At 63.1% G+C, this 17082-nt stretch carries 16 protein-coding genes; 6 read left to right on the forward strand and 10 right to left on the reverse strand.

The features are described 5' to 3' along the window. Positions 1-57 precede the first annotated feature (57 nt). Positions 58-1644, forward strand: a complete 1587-nt coding sequence (locus VLU25_00700; GenBank protein ID HSR66433.1) for an NAD(P)/FAD-dependent oxidoreductase — start codon at positions 58-60, stop codon at positions 1642-1644. 4 nt (positions 1645-1648) lie between these two features. Here the strand turns inward: VLU25_00700 and VLU25_00705 are convergent, their stop codons facing one another. Further along, the gene (locus VLU25_00705; GenBank protein ID HSR66434.1) at positions 1649-3205 is read right to left on the reverse strand and encodes an alkaline phosphatase D family protein; all 1557 of its coding nucleotides are present in this window, start codon (positions 3203-3205) and stop codon (positions 1649-1651) included. Between the two features lie 261 nt (positions 3206-3466). Here VLU25_00705 and VLU25_00710 point away from each other — a divergent pair, with 261 nt between their 5' ends. From VLU25_00710 to VLU25_00730, 5 genes are all read left to right on the forward strand, one after another. Further along, a complete protein-coding gene (locus tag VLU25_00710) occupies positions 3467-4663 on the forward strand; it encodes a crosslink repair DNA glycosylase YcaQ family protein (protein HSR66435.1) in 1197 nt (398 codons plus the stop codon). A 168-nt stretch (positions 4664-4831) separates the two neighbouring features. Continuing rightward, positions 4832-5821: an L-histidine N(alpha)-methyltransferase gene (gene egtD, locus VLU25_00715; protein ID HSR66436.1), complete on the forward strand. Its 990-nt coding sequence runs from the start codon at positions 4832-4834 to the stop codon at positions 5819-5821. Next, complete coding sequence (egtB, locus tag VLU25_00720; protein HSR66437.1) at positions 5818-7104, forward strand: ergothioneine biosynthesis protein EgtB; 1287 nt, start codon at positions 5818-5820, stop codon at positions 7102-7104. Before egtD ends, egtB begins: the two co-directional genes overlap by 4 nt. A gap of 154 nt (positions 7105-7258) precedes the next feature. Next, entirely contained in the window at positions 7259-8437 is a 1179-nt protein-coding gene (locus VLU25_00725; GenBank protein HSR66438.1) for an ectonucleotide pyrophosphatase/phosphodiesterase, read from the forward strand. A gap of 41 nt (positions 8438-8478) precedes the next feature. After that, complete coding sequence (locus VLU25_00730; protein HSR66439.1) at positions 8479-9243, forward strand: 3'-5' exonuclease; 765 nt, start codon at positions 8479-8481, stop codon at positions 9241-9243. 16 nt (positions 9244-9259) lie between these two features. Here the strand turns inward: VLU25_00730 and ftsY are convergent, their stop codons facing one another. From ftsY to VLU25_00775, 9 genes are all read right to left on the reverse strand, one after another. Next, on the reverse strand, positions 9260-10219 hold the full coding sequence (ftsY, locus tag VLU25_00735; GenBank protein ID HSR66440.1) for a signal recognition particle-docking protein FtsY: 960 nt from the start codon (positions 10217-10219) through the stop codon (positions 9260-9262). An 11-nt stretch (positions 10220-10230) separates the two neighbouring features. Further along, on the reverse strand, positions 10231-10842 hold the full coding sequence (locus tag VLU25_00740; GenBank protein ID HSR66441.1) for a biotin--[acetyl-CoA-carboxylase] ligase: 612 nt from the start codon (positions 10840-10842) through the stop codon (positions 10231-10233). Between the two features lie 10 nt (positions 10843-10852). Then, entirely contained in the window at positions 10853-11662 is an 810-nt protein-coding gene (locus tag VLU25_00745; protein HSR66442.1) for a response regulator, read from the reverse strand. Positions 11663-11666: 4 nt separating this feature from the next. Further along, positions 11667-12686, reverse strand: coding sequence for an outer membrane protein assembly factor BamD (gene bamD / locus VLU25_00750; protein HSR66443.1), 1020 nt, complete (start codon positions 12684-12686; stop codon positions 11667-11669). Between the two features lie 82 nt (positions 12687-12768). Next, positions 12769-13440 carry a ribulose-phosphate 3-epimerase gene (gene rpe, locus VLU25_00755; protein HSR66444.1) on the reverse strand — a complete coding sequence of 224 codons (672 nt, stop codon included), beginning with the start codon at positions 13438-13440 and terminating at the stop codon, positions 12769-12771. Then, complete coding sequence (locus tag VLU25_00760) at positions 13431-14276, reverse strand: PASTA domain-containing protein (protein HSR66445.1); 846 nt, start codon at positions 14274-14276, stop codon at positions 13431-13433. Before VLU25_00760 ends, rpe begins: the two co-directional genes overlap by 10 nt. Positions 14277-14350: 74 nt before the next feature. Then, positions 14351-15643 carry a transcription antitermination factor NusB gene (locus tag VLU25_00765; GenBank protein ID HSR66446.1) on the reverse strand — a complete coding sequence of 431 codons (1293 nt, stop codon included), beginning with the start codon at positions 15641-15643 and terminating at the stop codon, positions 14351-14353. A gap of 8 nt (positions 15644-15651) precedes the next feature. Continuing rightward, positions 15652-16635 carry a methionyl-tRNA formyltransferase gene (gene fmt / locus VLU25_00770; protein ID HSR66447.1) on the reverse strand — a complete coding sequence of 328 codons (984 nt, stop codon included), beginning with the start codon at positions 16633-16635 and terminating at the stop codon, positions 15652-15654. After that, entirely contained in the window at positions 16632-17060 is a 429-nt protein-coding gene (locus VLU25_00775; protein ID HSR66448.1) for a YkgJ family cysteine cluster protein, read from the reverse strand. The genes fmt and VLU25_00775 overlap by 4 nt, the downstream gene beginning before the upstream one ends. Positions 17061-17082 lie beyond the last annotated feature (22 nt).

Raw genomic sequence — 17082 nt, forward strand, 5'->3', positions numbered from 1 at the left:
TCCCGACCCGCTTGAACTCGCGGGCTCCCTGTGCCAGAAAGATGGCGGGTAAACGCCATGAAGAAGGCCACCGCCGTTATCGCCGGAGCCGGCCCTGCCGGACTGACTGCCGCTTTGGAACTGCTGCGCGGCGGTGAGGTGCATCCGCTGGTCTTCGAGATGGACGATTGCGTGGGCGGGATTTCCCGCACGGTCTGTCACAACGGCAACCGCATGGACATCGGCGGGCATCGGTTTTTCTCAAAGTCGGACTGGGTCATGGGCTGGTGGCAGTCGATTCTGCCCGTGGCTCGAGAGGAGAGCGGCCCGGTGAGCCTCACCTACCAGCGTCAGAGCCGTCCGCTGAGGGTGACGCGGCGGGCAACGGATAGTCAGGACGACGTCATGCTGGTGCGCCGCCGCATTTCCCGCATCTATTATCTGAGACGCTTCTTCAGCTATCCCATCCGCCTCAACTGGGCCACCCTGCGCAACCTGGGACCGGGGCGCGCCGCCCGCATCGCCTTCAGCTACCTGCGGGCGAGGGCCTTTCCCATTCGTCCCGAGCGCTCGCTGGAGGACTTTCTCATCAACCGCTTCGGACGCGAGCTCTACAGCACCTTCTTCCGCGACTACACCGAGAAGGTGTGGGGACGGCCCTGCAGTCGCATCTCGCCCGAATGGGGCGCTCAGCGCATCAAGGGGCTTTCCGTCAGCCGGGCCCTGCTTCATGCCTTCAAGCAAGTCCTTCCCCGGCGCGGCGGAGACGTGAGCCAAAGAGGCACCGAAACCAGCCTCATCGAACGCTTCCTCTATCCCAAGTACGGCCCGGGACACATGTGGCAGCGGGTGGCCGAGCAGGTTGAAGAGCGAGGCGGGGAGGTGCGTCTCAACCACCGGGTGGAACGTCTTTTGCTGCGCCAGGGGCGGATCAGCCAGGTCGAGGTGCTCGACCGCCGCAGCGGAGAGCGGCGGCGCGTGGACTGCGACTACTTCATCTCCACCATGCCCGTCAAGGAACTGGTGGAACAAGTCGATCCTCCTCCTTCTCCCGCCGTCCGCCGGGTGGCGGGCGGTTTGGAGTACCGCGACTTCATTGCCGTAGGACTGCTCGTCCCTCGCCTCAAACCCGAGGGCCAAGGACGCCGCGGCGACCGCCTCATCCCCGACAATTGGATCTACATCCAAGACCAGGGCGTGCGCTTGGGGAGGGTGCAGATCTTCAACAACTGGTCGCCTCACCTGGTGGAGGATCCCGACCAGGTATGGCTGGGACTGGAGTATTTCTGCCGCCAGGGGGACGAACTGTGGAACCTCGACGACCAGCAGATGGTCGCTTTGGCGGTGGACGAGTTGCGCCGCATCGAACTGCTCGAATGCGACGTTCCCGTTCTCGACCAGCACATCCAACGGGTGCCCAAAGCCTATCCCGGCTATTTCGGGACCTACGGCGAGTTCGAGGTGATACGCCGCTGGGCCGACTCGGTTCCCAACCTGTTCCTGGTGGGACGCAACGGCATGCACCGCTACAACAACCAGGACCACTCCATGCTTACCGCCAGGGCCGCCGTCGACGCCATTTACGGTTCGGCCGACAAGTCGGCTATCTGGGACGTCAACGTAGGCGACGACTACCACGAAGAGGCGTCTGTGGGCGAGTCCTGAGCGCCTATTCCTCCTTGCCGATGATCACGCGCTTGAGGCGCACGATGCGGTCTTCTTCGCCCGAACTGCCGTAGAGGTCCCAGCGCACCCGACCGTCCTCGACGGTGGCCACTCCGAAGTTGTTCTTCTCGAAGGCGGCATGGAGGGCCTGGAAGTAGACCTCTTCATGCTCCTCCTCTTTGCGCGGATGTGAGACCAGCTTGCCTTCCTCATGCACAACCAGCTTGAGGCCGCGTCCGATCAGCCCCGTATTGTAGGAGATGGCGCTGGAGGTCAACTGGTAAACCCGGGCCTCGGGATACTTGCGCTGGGAGAGGCTGAAGGCGGCGGCGACGTGCACGTCTCCGCTCAGGAAGACGACAGGTTTTTTCTGTTCATGAGAGACCTTGAAGATGGCATCCAAGAGCTGGTCGCGTTCGCGCCAGTTGCTCTCATGTTCCCATTCATCGCGCATGTCGTCGGCGAGCCCCAGAAGGTTGAGGTCGAGGGTGTTGACGAAGAAGGATCCGGCATGGACCATGGGCACCGGAGAAATCAGAAAAATCACCTCGCTCTGCTTGACCTGTTCGCCCTCCAGCCATGACTTCACCCGTTGGAATTGCTCTCGCCCCATGATCCTGAATTCCTTGCGTTTGAAATCGCGCGTACCCCGCATGTCGAAAGCATAAAAGGCGCAGGGACCCCATTGATAGTGATAGTCCCAACGTCCATCCTCGGTAGCTGGATTATGGCTGTGCTGATATTCGCCATAGACCTGAGCGGCGGCTTTGAACATGAGTTTGGCCAGGCCTAGGTTTGTCTTCTGATCCTCCCATTCCCAGATGGTGTCCAACTTGTCGGAAAGTTCCTCGTCGGTGTAAGAGCCCCATCCGTCCATGATCTCGTGGTCGTCCCAAATCATGTAGGTGGGAAAACTGCGCAGCACCTGACGCAGCGCCAATGGGCCCCAGTAGCCGCGGTAAATGTCGCGGTACCAGGAAAGCATGATCTGCAAGCGTTCGGCCTCTTTCTTGCGCAGGAGCTCGCCTTTGTTCTGCCGCAGCCACTCCCAGATGCTCAGGGTCTCGCGTCCGTCGCTGTAGACCTGATCGCCGCCGCCGATCACGAAATCGGCGTTGCGGTCCTGCAGGATTTCACCGAACCAGTTCCACATCTCCATGTTGGTCAGGTTGCCGTGCTTGTCGTAGGGATTATGGCAACTGTAGAGCCCGAAGGTCACCTTGTCGGGTTTCTTGGCCTGGGTGCGGAATTTCAATTCCTGCTGGTAGCCCAGCTCCCACGTTTGAGCCCGCTCTCCCGACGACTCCGGATCGGCGAAGGCCGCATAGTAGTAGGCGGTGGCGGCCTTGAGTCCCTTGACCTCGAAGACGCCGGTCAGGTCGGTGCTGAAATCGAAGGACTTCTTGTAGAGCTTGGCGGGGATTTCCTGCTTCTTGCCCGCCTCGGTCAGCACCAGCTTGCGGCTGCGCCCCGAGCCCTTGAGTTCGGGCTGGCGCTGGCCGGCGCCAATCGGCTCTTCGGAGACAACCAGCCAGTAGTCTCCTTCTTTCCAAACCCGCATCCAAAGTCTGCAGGAGGAGTGGGTGGTATGGCCGATAATGGCACTGTTAGTCAGCCTCGGATTGGGCCAAGGCCGATCTTCGCGGTCATAAAAACTCAAGGGTCTCATGGGCATTCCTCCATGCAGGCGGGTTCTTCGGAAAGGTATCTTTAAAGATGACTTAAGTGTACCCGCCCTTAAACCTTCGTGCACAGGTTGAGTCAGGACGCCTTGCCGCCAGAGGCTTGCGCGCGTCGGGAGGGTGGCGTACTTTTGGCCTTCATGGCCGAGAAAATGACGGCGCTGGCGGCGCGCAGGTTGTTGATGGGAGGGCAGGGGTTGTTGTCCTCGCCTGAAAGGAGAGTGGGGCCGCGGACTCTCTACAACCAGATCGAGCGGATGGGCTTTGTGCAGGTCGACACCATCTCGGCGGCCGTCCGGGCCCATCATCACATTCTCCTGACGCGCTTTGACGGCTATCGCCGAGGCCTGCTCAAAGGACTGCTGGAAAAAGAGCGCAGTCTATTCGAGCACTGGACGCACGACGCCTCCATCATCCCCAGCCGCTGGCTCGACCACTGGAAGGTGCGCTTCCAGCGATACCGCAAGGCTCCCCGCCGAGCCTGGTGGCACAAGCGCATGGGCCCCCAGCCTGAACGCGTGATGGAACACGTGCGCCGCCGCATCGAGGAGGAAGGGCCTCTGCTCAGCCGCGACTTCGAGCGGGCCCAGGAATTGCCTCATGACGAGGTCTGGTGGGGCTGGAAACCGGAAAAGACGGCGCTGGAGCACTTGTGGCGCTGCGGAGAGTTGGCGGTATGCCGTCGGATTCGCTTTCAAAAGGTCTACGACCTGTCCCACCGCGTCTTTCCCCACCTTCCCCGACTGGACGTCCCCAGCCGCGACCGCCACGCCGAGTGGGCTTGCTGCAGCGCTTTGGACCGGCTGGGCACGGCCACCCCCGGCGAACTGGCCGCCTTCTGGGACGCCCTGGACGCCGTGCAGGCCCGCCGCTGGAGCCAGCGAGCCTTGAGGCAAAGACGCATCGTGGAAGTCGATGTCGAATCCGAGGACGGTTCGCCTGCCCGGCGCTCGCTGGCCTGGCCCGATTGGAAGCGACGTCTTGGCGCCTTGCCCTCCCCTCCCCGCCGGGTTCGCCTGCTTAGCCCTTTCGATCCCGTCATTCGCGACCGGGATCGCTGCCGGCGGCTGTTCGGTTTCGACTACCGCTTTGAAGCTTTCGTCCCGGCGGCCAAGCGGCGCCACGGCTACTACGTGCTCCCCATCCTGCGGGGCGACCGGCTCATCGGACGCCTGGACGCCAAACTCCACCGCGATCAAGGTCGGCTTCAGGTCAAGGGCCTGTGGTGGGAAGAAGGCGTCAGCCTAACTCCCGGCGTCACGGCGGGCCTTGAGGAAGCTCTTCTTCGCATGGCCGCCTTGGAGGGTGCCGACAAGGTCAGTTGGCCTCCCAGCTAGTCCCTCAAGCCACCCCCTGATTTTCCGATCTTTTTGCTCCAGCAGCGAAACGAACCCCGCCTGATTCGCTTCCTAAGTGGTGTGGGACGCCGTGCGAGTCGCATCGGCTGCTTTTATGGAATCGGGACCAATCAGCCTTTTCAGACAACCGGGAGAACACTGTTGACTGTGGAAACGCCTACCTCCGCCGACTCCGCTCAGGCTGAGCAAATCTGGCAAGGGCTCTCGAAGGACGGGCAGAAGACGCTGCCTCCGCAATACCTCTACGACGAAGTGGGCAGCGCTCTCTTTGAATCCATCACCAAGTTGCCCGAGTATGGCCTGACTAAGGCCGAAGAACGCAACCTGCGGCGCTGCGCCGAGCCCGTGGCCGAGATCTGCCGCTCAGACGTCATGGTGGTCGAACTGGGGAGCGGATCGGGCCGCAAGACCCGGCTGATCCTGGAGGCGCTGGCGCGACGGGGGGACCCTCTCGACTATTTCGCCATCGATGTCTCCCAGGAGGCCCTCAAACAATGCGGACGCGAGATGGAGGATATTCCCGGTGTCAGCTTCACCGGCGTTCAAGGCACCTACCTGGAAGGTTTGGACGAAGTGCTGGCGCAGCGTCCCCGAGGACGCCAACTGCTCCTGCTCTTTCTGGGAAGCACGCTGGGCAACTTCGAGCCCGAGCAGGCTGAGGACTTTCTGCAATCTCTCAGCGACAAGCTGCAAGAGGGCGATCTCTTCCTGCTGGGGGCTGACATGGTCAAAGGCGAAGAGGACCTGCTCACCGCCTATGACGACCCCGCCGGGGTCACCGCGGCTTTCAACCTGAACCTGCTCTCCCGCCTCAACCGCGAGTGGGACGCCGACTTCCGCCACGACCGCTTCGAGCATCACGTGCGCTATGATGAAGACTTGCAGCGTGTCGAGATGCATCTGCGTTCGCTGCAGGACCAGGACGTGCGCCTGGGCGAATTCGGTGCTCGTCTCCGGTTGAGGCGCGGCGAGACCATCCATACCGAGTCCTCGCACAAGTTTCGGCCGGAGGACTTGCAGCGGATGGCCGGGCAAGCCGGCTTCCGCATCGCGCGCTGCTGGGTCGACGACCAGTGGCCCTTCGCCGATTGCCTGCTGTCTGTCGATCACCCTCTCGACAATGAGGAGTTGATATGAGTTCCGCTTTGAAATCAATCGCCAAGCCGGCCCACTGCGCCGAGCTGGCCGGACGTTATCGCCGGGTGCGCGATCTGAGCCTGGAATTGGTCGACCCGCTCTCGGTCGAGGACTGCCAGGTGCAGTCCATGCCCGACGCTTCTCCCGCCAAGTGGCATCTAGCCCACACCACCTGGTTCTTCGAGACCTTCGTGGTGGACCGCCAGATCGAGGACTACCACCCCTTCCACCCCCACTTTCAGACCCTCTACAACTCCTACTACAATGCCGTCGGCCGGCCTCATCCGCGGCCCCAGCGGGGATTGATTACGCGGCCTTCCCTCAAGCAGGTTTTCGATTACCGCAACCATGTCGACGCCCTGATTCACGACTTGCTGCACAACCAACGGCTGGACCGTGAGGCAAGAGCCGTCATGGAGATCGGATTGCAGCACGAGCAGCAGCATCAGGAGCTGATTCTGACCGATGTCAAGCATCTGCTCTCGCGCAATCCGCTCCTGCCGGCCTACGACGATCTGGCGCTGCCCCTGGGCCGTGCTTCAGGTCCCATGCAGTGGTTCGATTACCCGCAAGGACTGCGCGAGGTGGGATTTGAGGGCGATGGATTCGCCTACGACAACGAATCGCCCCGCCACACCGTCTTCCTGCAGGCCTTTCAGTTGGCTTCGCGCCTGGTGAGCAACGCCGAGTTCCTGGAATTCATGGAGGATGACGGTTACGGGCGGCACGAACTGTGGCTGTCGGAAGGTTGGGATACGGTCCAGCGGGAAGGCTGGAGTCACCCCTTCTACTGGCAGCGCCGCCAGGACCAATGGCAGGAGTTCACTCTGGGCGGCCTGCGTCCGCTCGACCCCCAGTCCCCGGTGTGTCACATCAGCTACTTCGAAGCCGACGCCTATGCCCGCTGGGCCGGAGCACGCTTGCCCCGCGAGGAAGAGTGGGAAGCCGTTGCCGCAGGAGAAGAGATCGAAGGCAACTTCGTAGACGACGAGCTGCTGCATCCTGCGGCTCCCGTTGAGGACGCCGATTCCGGCCGGCCATTGCAGCTTTTCGGCGACGTCTGGGAGTGGACCGGGAGTTCCTACAGTCCTTATCCCGGCTATCGGGCCGCCGAAGGCGCTTTGGGCGAGTACAACGGCAAGTTCATGTGCAACCAGTACGTGCTCAGGGGAGGGTCCTGCGCCACTTCCCGCAACCACATCCGTGCCACCTACCGCAACTTCTTCCCGGCCTCGGCGCGCTGGCAGTTTTCTGGACTGCGGCTGGCCCGCGATCTGAGCTGAGCAAGGCGCCGGCCTTGGACAGAGTCCGTCGCCCCGACGTCGTTCGACCGGCAGGCTTGACGGACTCGCTTCCCGCCTTCAAACTGGCTCGGCCATGCACAAGTCTCTTCCGGCGGGTTTGGCCGCTGCTCTACTTCTCTGCTTATTGCCGTATTTGGCATGTTCGAACCAAGGCAATCCACCGTCCGCCCTCATCTTGATCAGCTTCGACGGCTTTCGCTGGGACTATCTCGATCATGCCGAGACGCCCAATTTCGACCGCCTGACTTCCCACGGGATTCGGGCCCGCGGACTGATTCCGGTCTTTCCCACCAAGACCTTCCCCAACCACTACAGCATCGTGACGGGCCTTTATCCGGCCAATCACGGCGTGGTCGCCAACGTCTTCTACGACCCTGAGTACGATGAGCACTTTCGGGCCGGCACTCGGGAAGCGGCTCAAGAGGAGCGTTGGTGGGGCGGAGAGCCGCTGTGGGTCAGCGCCGAGCGGCAGGGGCTCAAGACGGCGCCCAAGTTCTGGCCCGGCAATGAAGCCCCTGTCCAGGGGGTGCGGCCCAGCTACTCGATGCCCTACCAGCACGGGATGCCCAATCCCGAGCGGGTCGAGCAGGTGCTGGAGTGGCTCGACTTGCCCGTTGCTCAGCGGCCCTCCTTCATCACCCTCTATTTTTCAATGGTCGACAGCGCCGGGCACGCCTATGGTCCCGACTCGCCTCAGGTGACCGAGAAGGTCGTCGAGGCCGATCAGCTCTTGGGACAGCTATGGGAGGGTCTGGAGCAGCGCAGTCTTTTGCAAAGCGTCAACATCCTCATCGTCTCCGATCACGGCATGGTCGCCACCTCGCCCCTCAGGGCCGTGGCCCTGGACGACTATGTCGACCTGGAAAAAGCCAACGTGGTTCACTGGGCGCCCGCCACCGGACTGTGGCCGTCCGAGGAGAACTTGCAGGAAGTCGCCGCTGCGGCGGCTCAAGTCCCCCACACCCGTCTGCTCAGCGGCCAGGAGCTGAAAGAGCATTTCAACTACGCCGGACACCGGCGCATCCCTCCCCTCCTGCTGCTGGCCGAGGAAGGATGGAGCATCGCCACCTCGCAGTTCATCAAAGAGAACCCGGAGCGCCTGCAAGGCGGCTCTCACGGCTACGACCATCGCCTGCAATCCATGCAGGGGATCTTCCTGGCCCACGGCCCGGCCTTTAAGCAGGGATACGTGGTGGAGGCCTTCGAGAACGTCCACATTCATCCCCTCATGGGCCACTTGTTGGGAATCGAAACACCGCCTTCGGACGGGCGTTTAGAGGCCGTTGCACATCTTCTGCGCCAGGCCCCCTGAGTCCCGGGAGCGGCTTGTCAGTATGTTAAACTCTCCACTTGATGGCACCCACGACTAGCGCTTCCGGCCAGCAACCGGCCAACCGATCCCGCACGCCTCATTCCACCTCGTCACCCAAGCCTGAGCCGGAATGGAAGGCTCTCCAGGCGGAGGAGATCAACGCCCTGCCCCTGAAGCGCTTCCCGGGTCCTATCCACGTCATCAGCCATAAAGACGAGGCCTCGCAGGTTCTGCAGCAGGTGAGGGAAGCGGAGATTCTGGGGTTCGACACCGAAACGCGGCCCGCCTTCAAGAAAGGCAGCTACTTTCCGCCCGCTTTGCTGCAGTTGGCCACCGAAGCTGCCGTTTATCTTTTCCAGATCAGCCAGATCGGTCTGATCAAGGGACTGCGCGACATCATGGCCGATCCCAAGGTGCTCAAGGTGGGAGTAGGGCTCGATTACGACGTGCGGGAACTGAGAAAGCTGGCCCGCTTCAAGCCGGCCTCTTTTCTCGACGTAGGCGAACAGGCCAAGCGGGCCGGAATGGATCGGGTCAGCTTGCGTACGCTGGCGGCCACCTTTCTGGGATTCCGCATCTCAAAGGGCGCCAAGTGCTCCAATTGGGCCGTCTCGAACCTCAAGAAGAGCCAGATCAAGTACGCGGCCACCGACGCCTGGGTCAGCCGCGAGATCTATCTTTTCATGGCCGGGCGCAATCTCATCGATTATTCCATGCGCGGCAACTCCGGCAGGACGGCGAAGGGCAGGAAAGCCGAGAAAAGAGCCCGGGCCGTGTCTCGGAAACAACCCCGAAGGCCCAAGTAGCCGGTTGGCGGTCCGATTATTGTCGGGGACCGAAGAGGGAGTCGACGTAGGCTTCGGGAGAGAAGCGCATCAGGTCGCCGAGCTGCTCGCCCACCCCGATGAATTCGATGGGGATCTTGAGTTCTTTGGCGATGGCTACCAGGATACCCCCCTTAGCCGTGCCGTCCAGTTTGGCGACGATCAGGCCGGTCACGCCGCTGACCTTGAAGAACTCGCGGGCCTGGACCAGGCCGTTCTGCCCGGTGGTGGCATCGAGCACCAGGTAGACCTGGTGAGGCGCCCCCTCGATCTCGCGGGCGGCGATGCGGCGGATCTTTTCCAGCTCGGCCATCAGGTTGGCCTTGTTGTGCAGGCGTCCCGCCGTGTCGATGACCAGTACGTCCTTGCCGCGTGCCTTGGCGGCCGCCACGGCGTCGAAGACCACGGCCGCCGGATCGGACCCCTGACGCTGCTTGACCAGGTCGGCCCCCACCCGGTCGGCCCAAATCTGCAGTTGTTCCACGGCCGCCGCTCTGAAGGTGTCCGCCGCGCAGATGAGCACCTGCCGGTCCTGCTGGCGCCAGCGGTGGGCCAGCTTGCCGATGGTGGTGGTCTTGCCTACTCCGTTGACGCCCACCACCAGCACCACCTCCGGCCCGGTTCCCACCTCGGTCCGACGCTCCTGGCCGGATCCGCTGGCCTGCAGGATGTCGAGCACTTCCTGGCGGATCATGCGCTTCAGCTTGTGGGTGGTGATGACTCGGGTTCCGCGTGTTTCTTCGCGGATCTTGTCGATGATCCCGAGGGAAGTCTCCACCCCGATGTCGGCTCCGATCAGGATGCTTTCCAGGTCTTCCAGGTGTTCCTCGGTGACCGGCGTTTCGCCCTTGCCGAAGACCTCCGACATCTGGGTGCTGATGTCCTTGCTGGTGGTCTTCAGGGCGTCTTTGAGCCGGGCGAAGTAACCGGGCCGCTCCTTGTAGTTGAAAATGCTCACGGGGGCGTATTTTACCGTGGATCGGCCGGCCATGAGGGTTCGGCCGCCAGACGCCCCCTCAGGTCCTCTCCTCCGTCATCTTCGATTTGCCGGTAGTAGTGCTGGAAGCGGTCCAGCAGTGAAGATGCCAGGGCCTCGTCGTCGATCGACCTGACGCCCTCCAGCAGCAGGGAGGTGGCCGGACGCCTGAGGTCCTTGGGGAAACGCCTCTGGCGCAGGTTGAGCCCCACGCCTACGATGGCCCAGAGGATCCGCTCCTGCTGGCTGCTCAGTTCGCTGAGAATGCCGCACAGCTTGCGCCCCCCGGCCAGGATGTCGTTGGGCCGCTTGAGGCTCAAGTCCAGTTCCGGCCCTCCCTGAGACCTGAGAGTGTCCAGTACGGCCGCCATGGCCGCAAGATTGAGCCAATCGGCCTGGGCCGCAGGCCAGGCGGGAAAGACCAGCATGGAGAGATAAAGACCCTGATCGAGGGCTGAGTGCCAGGTGCGCCCGTATTGTCCCTTGCCGGCGGTTTGGCGGCGGGCCCTGACGGCTCTGGGCCGGCCCTGGTCCAGAAAGCGCTTGAGATAATCGTTGGTAGAGGGCAGGCTGCGGAAGGTTTCGATGGTCTCGAAGAAGGCCAAGGCAGCGGCTCTAGCGCTCGTGGCGCTCTTCCTCCAGGATGGCGCGGACGATGTCGGGGAGTTTGCCGGCCAGTCTGGCCACCACCCGGTCGACCTGATCGTCGCCTCGGGGCTCGTTTTCGGAAGCCGAATCCCCCTCGCCGGACGCGTCCTCGCCGGACGACTCCAGGGAAGCCTGGCGGCTGGCCTCCTGCGCCTCCTGGAGGTGTTCAGGCTCCGGGACGGCTGCCTCCTCATGGGACGGTTCAGCCTCACCCGCCTCCAGGGGCGCGGCCTCTCGCCTCACCCTCTGGGCCGAGGGGCGGCACTGGTTGGCCTTGAGGGAAAAGACGAGGCGTTGCGGTTGATCGCCGACCGGTATCTGAAAAATCATGGCGGACTCCGATTTCACGTGCGTCGATTCTTGGACACCCGCCTCCGAAGCAGGCGGGGATGATCCGTCAGACGCCGTTCCGGCTCCGCTCAGAAGGTCCTTGACCAGATCCACCAGGCTGGCGGGTTCGACCGGCTTGGTGATCTGGCTGTGATAACCCGCTTCTTCGGCTCTTTCCAGGTCGACCATCTGAAATCGCCCCGCCATCAGAATGACCGGCACATGCTGCAGGCTGGGATTGGCCTTCACCAGGCGGCACAATTCGTATCCGTCGATGGCTGGCAAAGCGACATCGGCCAAAACGACGTCGATCACGTTATCGGACAGAAAGTCGCGGGCCTTCAGTCCATCGCTGAAAGAAATCACCTCGACGGCTTCTTCAGCGAAGGACAGCTCGACGATCTTGCGGTTGGTGGGATTAGCGTCGGCCAGCAGGATGGAAGGCATTGAACTAGCGGTTGCCTTCCTGCTTGTTGTTGCCGTTGGTAGAGGCCTGCTCCCCGTTTGCTCCCGACTGGGTCAGCATGCGCCGTTCCTCGGCCTGTTTGCGGGCCACTTCATAGAGGTCGGCCCGGCCCGAGAAGATCTTCTTGATCAGGTCGAGGGGGTTGAGCACCGAACCATCGTCCTGCTGGGCGATGAGGTTGGCTCTGCGGCGTTCCGCTTCGCTCTCGTCGATCTCGGGAATGGGCTTTTCCAACAGCTCCAAGCGGTTCACGGCGTCGTCGTAGTAATCCGAGAAGGGGAACTCGCGGGCGATTTGAGAGAAGTATACGGATGCTTCTTCGCTGCGTTGCATGCGCATCAAGGTGTCGCCCAGGCGGAAGAGAGTCGTGTCCAGTTCGCTGAATTCCGGAAATTTCTCGAGGACCTCTTTGTAACGGCTTTCGGCGGCCGGGTCGGCGCCCCGCTTGTAGTAGAAATTGCCGATGCCCTGCACTCCCATGGCCTGGTTTTCCTTGACCTGAATCAGCGCCTCGCGGGCCGTGGGAGCCAGTTCGCTGTCGGGGTACTCGCGGATGAAACGCTCCAGCTCTGTGTTGGCCTTGCGGGTGTAGGTGGCGTCGCGGTCAGGCGAGTTCATCAGTTTGTAGTTGACGGCGGCCACCTTCAACTGGGCGTCGTCGGCCATCTCGTGGGTGGGAAAATAGATGATGAAGTCTTTGTAGTGGCTTTCCGCCTGCAGCAGCCCGTCGGTACCGCCTTCATCGTAGTAGGAATTGGCGATGGCCAGGTAGGCGCTGGGTGTGTATTCGCTGTCGGGATAGGTATTGATCAGGGTCTGGAAGGACAGCCGCGCCTTGATGAACTGGTTCTTGCGCAGGAACTCGACGCCGTTTTCATAGAGCGTCTTGTCGGGCGCCACGGCGTCTTCCTGCAAATTGGCGCTCTTCTGTCCGCATCCGGCCGCCAGCAGCACGGCCAGCAGAATGAGAAGCTTGCCGATCGTCGGTTTCTTGTTGAGTATCATGGTCTACTCTCTTTTCCGCCGCATCGCCTGAACTATCCGCATGCGGCAAACGGATGGGAAGAAATCTCAAGTCTAAAGAATACTACAAGGCGGCCGCGCCGGCTTGGGCCCGCTGCTGCATCTTTCTGAATGTTTCCTTCGGGTCGTCTGATCCGAAAATCGCCGAACCGGATACGATCCAGTCGGTTCCGGCCTGGGCGGCATCGCTCACGTTGTGCGGCCCCATGCCTCCGTCGATCTCGATCTTGGCGGCCAGCTTCCGATCCTCTACTATTTTCCTCAATTTTCGAATTTTTTCAAAGCTGTGGGGGATGAAGGCCTGTCCAGCATACCCTGGATTGACCGACATGACGAGCACGAAGTCGCATTTGGGGAGCACGTCTTCCAAGACGGAAACGGGCGAATGAGGGTTCAATGCCACCCCGGCCTGAGCCCCTTTGGCGCGCAGGGCTTCCAGCAGACGGTCGAGGTGAGTGGCGGCTTCGTAGTGGACGCTCACCATGTCGGCGCCCGCCTCGGCATAGGCTTCGGCCATGCTGTCGGGATTGGAGATCATGAGATGGACGTCGATCTTCAGGTCAGTCGCCTTGCGCAGAGCCCGTAGAACAGGCAGACCGATGGTGATCTCGGGGACGAAGTGACCGTCCATGACGTCGAAATGGAGCATTTTGGCGCCGGCCTCGCGCATGGACTCGACGTCCCGGCCCAGGCGGGTGAAGTCGGCCGACAGAATTGAGGGAGCGATCAACGCCATCGGCTGGCCACCTCCACGTTGATTCGGTCGGTTGCCGCCAGACGAGCCCCGGGCTCGGGATACTGGCGCAAGATGGTTCCCCGCCGAGTCCCTCTCTGAGGAACGTAGCGGATCTCGCCGATGCTGATGCCGCGCCGTTCGAAGAGCAGCAGCACGTTGTTGAGCCGCTCCCCCAGGATGTCGGGCATGAGGAATGAGGCCGGGGCCTCGCGCGCCACCAGCAAGTCGATTTGTGTGCCCCCCGACTTCTCCGATCCGGGTTCCGGGTACTGTTTCAGCACCAGTCCGTCTTCCACTCCCTGGAGACGGATTTCGCTGACGGCGCCCAGACGGTAGTCGGTTTCCACTAGCCGGGCTCCCGCCGAACGCAAGGTTTCTCCCAGCAGGTTGGGCACCGGCTCTTTGCGCACCCCCCGGCTGACGATGACCCGCACCTTTTGCCCCGCCTTGACGCGCGACTGGGGGGGAGGGCTCTGGGAGATGATGGAGCCTTCGGCGACTGAGGCATCGTAGTGACGCGAGATGACGGCCAGTTGAAGGCGCCGTTGCTGCAATTCCTGCTCGGCCTCTTGCAGAGGACGGCCCACCAGATCGGGGGTCGCCAGGTCGTCGCCGCGGATGGCCACCTGCATTCCGACGATGGCGCTGGCCAGGGCCACGGCCACCAGGATGCCTGCCAGCAAGGCCAGCCGTCCGATGCTCAGGAACTTGCGGCCAAGCTCGCGCCGGCTGCGGGCCGCGGCATCAAGAGACCGATCCCGGCTCTCCTTGCCCGCGGGCGCCTCGGCATCTTTCGGCGCGGTCTGCCGAGGGGTTTCATTGTCGCGTTCCGCCATCCGCCAAAGCTTACCACAGCTTCGCAACTCCCAAGCCCCGACAAGCGACTCCCCAGGGCCTCCCTGCCGTTGGCCTAGTAGTCCTGCCCGGGCTTGCCCAGGAGTGCCGAGAAAAAGGCGTCTCCAGGACGGCGAGAGTGCAAGGAAAACTCGAAGGGCTGGAGCAATCGGGCCTGTGGATCAGAGTCGAGAAAAGCTTCGACCACCTGCTCGTTCTCCTCTTCTTCCGAGGAGCAGGTGACATAGAGCAACCGCCCTCCGGGACGCAGGCTGCCGTAGGCGTTGGCCAAGATGTCGGACTGAAGGCGCTGCAGGCGCGCCAGGTCGGCCTCCTGGAACTTCCAGCGGATATCGGGATTGGAGCGCAGGGTGCCCAGTCCGCTGCAGGGAACGTCGGCCAGGATGAAATCGCAACGAGGCGCCAGCACGCTTCCGCGGCGCCAATCGGCCTGGATGAAAGCGAGGCCGGGCAAGCGCAGGCTGCGCTGCCGCCGCTGGGCCTGGCCAAGTCGCCGAAAGGAGCGGTCGCAGGCGTAAAGTCGGGCTTCCGAGGGCATGCGCGCCGCCAGCAGGAAGGCCTTGCTGCCGGGCGCGGCGCAGACGTCGGCCACGAGCCGTGTCTCCTCCAGATCCAGACCGTGCAGGACTTGTTGACTTCCGGCGTCCATGAAAAAGCCGCGTCCCTCCTCGGCCAACCGGTGCGCCGCCAGCGACGCGTCCACTTTGAGCGCCTCAGGCAAATCGGGCCATGGACTGTAGCCGATGCCCGCTTCCTCCAACAGGCGGCCCATCTCTCGCAGGCTTTGGCGCCGGGTGTTGACCCAGAAACAGGACTCGGGAGGCGAATTGTTGACGTGCAGGAGCCGTTCCGCCCGCCGCCAACCGAAGCGCTTGAGGTAGCGGCGCACCAGCCACAAGGGATGGCTGGTGCGGACCGCCAAGTCCTCCGCCCGGCGGCCTTGAGGCAGGGGCGGTTGCTGACGCAGGAAGCGGCGCAGCAGGGCGTTGACGAACCCCCCCGCCGAGGTCACTCCCAGGCGGCGGCAGGACTCGACGGCTTCATGAACCGCCGCTCTCTGAGGAACGCGCAGGTTGAGTATCTGAAAGAGGGCCAGGCGCAGAATCCACAGCACTGGCGCATCGAGCTTGTGCAGAGGACGCTTGGAGAGCCGGCTGATATAGAAGTCGAGCTTTCCCCGCTCGCGTTCCACTCCGTATGCGAGCTGCATGAGGAAGCGGCGGTCGCGATCCGCCAGCGCCTGGAATTCGGGTTGCCGGCTGAGGGAGCCCAGGTGGCTTCCGGGGGCGGAGAGCCGCTGCAGCAGTCGGACGGCCGCGATCCTGGGGTCGGGAGTCGAATCGGACATGGCTGGGATCACCTGTTTGAAGCTGGGGCCGGCTCTCCCAGGACCTGCCCTGGACGCAAGGCGTATCCGTTGGCGAAATCGTAAGCCGCCAGGCGCTTGCGGTTGGGAGGCTGAACCAGGGTCAGCAGCAGGTCCTGCCCGTCTCCGCAGCGGACGCTCAGCCCCGGCGAGGCCACGTTGGTGATCTGTCCCGGCAGCGCATCCTCCTGCCCCTTTGCCGCGGCCGCGCCCCGCAGCCGGCTGGCCCACAGCTTGAGGTCCTCTCCGCGCAGGCTGGTATAGGCGCCGGGCCAGGGATTGAGGGCGCGGATGTGGTCGTGGACGCGGCGGGCGCTCCATCTCCAGTCCACCGCGCCGTCGGACTTCTTCATCATGGGAGCCAGGCTGGCCTGGGCGTCGTCCTGGGGTTGAGCCTCGATCTCTCCCCCCACCCAGCGCGGCAGGGTCTCCGCCAGCAGTTGCGCCCCCTCCTCGGCCAGGATGGGCTCCAGTTCGCCGCGCGTGATATTGACGGGGATGGGCACCCGGCGACGGCTCAGCATGGGTCCCGTGTCCAGCCCCTCCTCGATGAGCATGATGGTGATGCCGGTTTCTTCCTCCCCCTCCATGATGGCCTTGGCGATGGGAGAAGCGCCCCGGTACTTGGGCAGCAGCGAGGCGTGAACGTTGAGGGTGCCGTGAGGAGGCAGTTCGAAGTACCGGGGCGGCAGGATCTGGCCGAAAGCCGCCACGACCAGGATGTCCGGATGACGCTCTTTAAGCCATTGCAGGGCCTGAGGATCTTTGCGCAGCGAACGGGTCTGGTACACGGGCACTCCCGCATCCAAAGCCTTCACCTTGACGGGAGGAGGGGTCAGCTTGCGCCCCCGCCCCGCCGGACGGTCGGGCTGAGTCAGCACCCCCGACACTTCCACCTCCTTCAGGTTCAACAGCGTCCGCAGGGAAGGGACGGCGAAATCGGGCGTTCCCAAGAAAACCGTTCGAATGCTCAATCCATAGCCCCCAAGGTACCGTCCTGCAGCGCCCTGGATTCGACCTCGGCGGCCGAGTGACGGCGTCCCCGGTTCATGCCCGGGCACTTGCGCGCCGTCGCCTCCCAGTCACGCCGCGACTTCACGATCTTGCCCCAAAAGGGCCAAGTACGGCATTGACGGGGACGGTCTGAATAAACCGTGCAGCCGAGTCCCCGCCGGTAGAAGACGCAGTCGTAGTTTTCCTTTTCCTTCAAGCTGTAGGCGCCGTTGGGCAGGCGGCGGAGGTAGCGGCGGCGGAAGCCGGCTTCGTCCATCTCGAGCCGCCGGGCCAGAGCTGCAGCTTCCGGGTGGCTGACGATGACCACGCCCGGCTCGCCCCCGCAGCAGTGGCCGCAGCGCGTGCACTCGAAGCACAAGCCTTTCCGATACCAGGGTTCCTTCATGGGGATCCGATCCCGCTTCCGC

Source organism: Acidobacteriota bacterium (assembly GCA_035471785.1).
Classification (GTDB): domain Bacteria; phylum Acidobacteriota; class UBA6911; order RPQK01; family DATIPO01; genus JANQFM01.

What these genes read in the sequence shown, in the direction of transcription:
- VLU25_00745 (HSR66442.1), bottom strand. Translation starts at nt 11,662, where the DNA reads ATGCCTTCCATCCTGCTGGCCGACGCTAATCCCACCAACCGCAAGATC.
- VLU25_00765 (HSR66446.1), bottom strand. Translation starts at nt 15,643, where the DNA reads ATGTCCGATTCGACTCCCGACCCCAGGATCGCGGCCGTCCGACTGCTG.
- VLU25_00730 (HSR66439.1), top strand. Translation starts at nt 8,479, where the DNA reads ATGGCACCCACGACTAGCGCTTCCGGCCAGCAACCGGCCAACCGATCC.
- rpe (HSR66444.1), bottom strand. Translation starts at nt 13,440, where the DNA reads ATGGCGTTGATCGCTCCCTCAATTCTGTCGGCCGACTTCACCCGCCTG.
- VLU25_00705 (HSR66434.1), bottom strand. Translation starts at nt 3,205, where the DNA reads ATGCGGGTTTGGAAAGAAGGAGACTACTGGCTGGTTGTCTCCGAAGAG.
- bamD (HSR66443.1), bottom strand. Translation starts at nt 12,686, where the DNA reads ATGATACTCAACAAGAAACCGACGATCGGCAAGCTTCTCATTCTGCTG.
- VLU25_00760 (HSR66445.1), bottom strand. Translation starts at nt 14,276, where the DNA reads ATGGCGGAACGCGACAATGAAACCCCTCGGCAGACCGCGCCGAAAGAT.
- VLU25_00710 (HSR66435.1), top strand. Translation starts at nt 3,467, where the DNA reads ATGGCCGAGAAAATGACGGCGCTGGCGGCGCGCAGGTTGTTGATGGGA.
- VLU25_00775 (HSR66448.1), bottom strand. Translation starts at nt 17,060, where the DNA reads ATGAAGGAACCCTGGTATCGGAAAGGCTTGTGCTTCGAGTGCACGCGC.
- egtB (HSR66437.1), top strand. Translation starts at nt 5,818, where the DNA reads ATGAGTTCCGCTTTGAAATCAATCGCCAAGCCGGCCCACTGCGCCGAG.
- VLU25_00700 (HSR66433.1), top strand. Translation starts at nt 58, where the DNA reads ATGAAGAAGGCCACCGCCGTTATCGCCGGAGCCGGCCCTGCCGGACTG.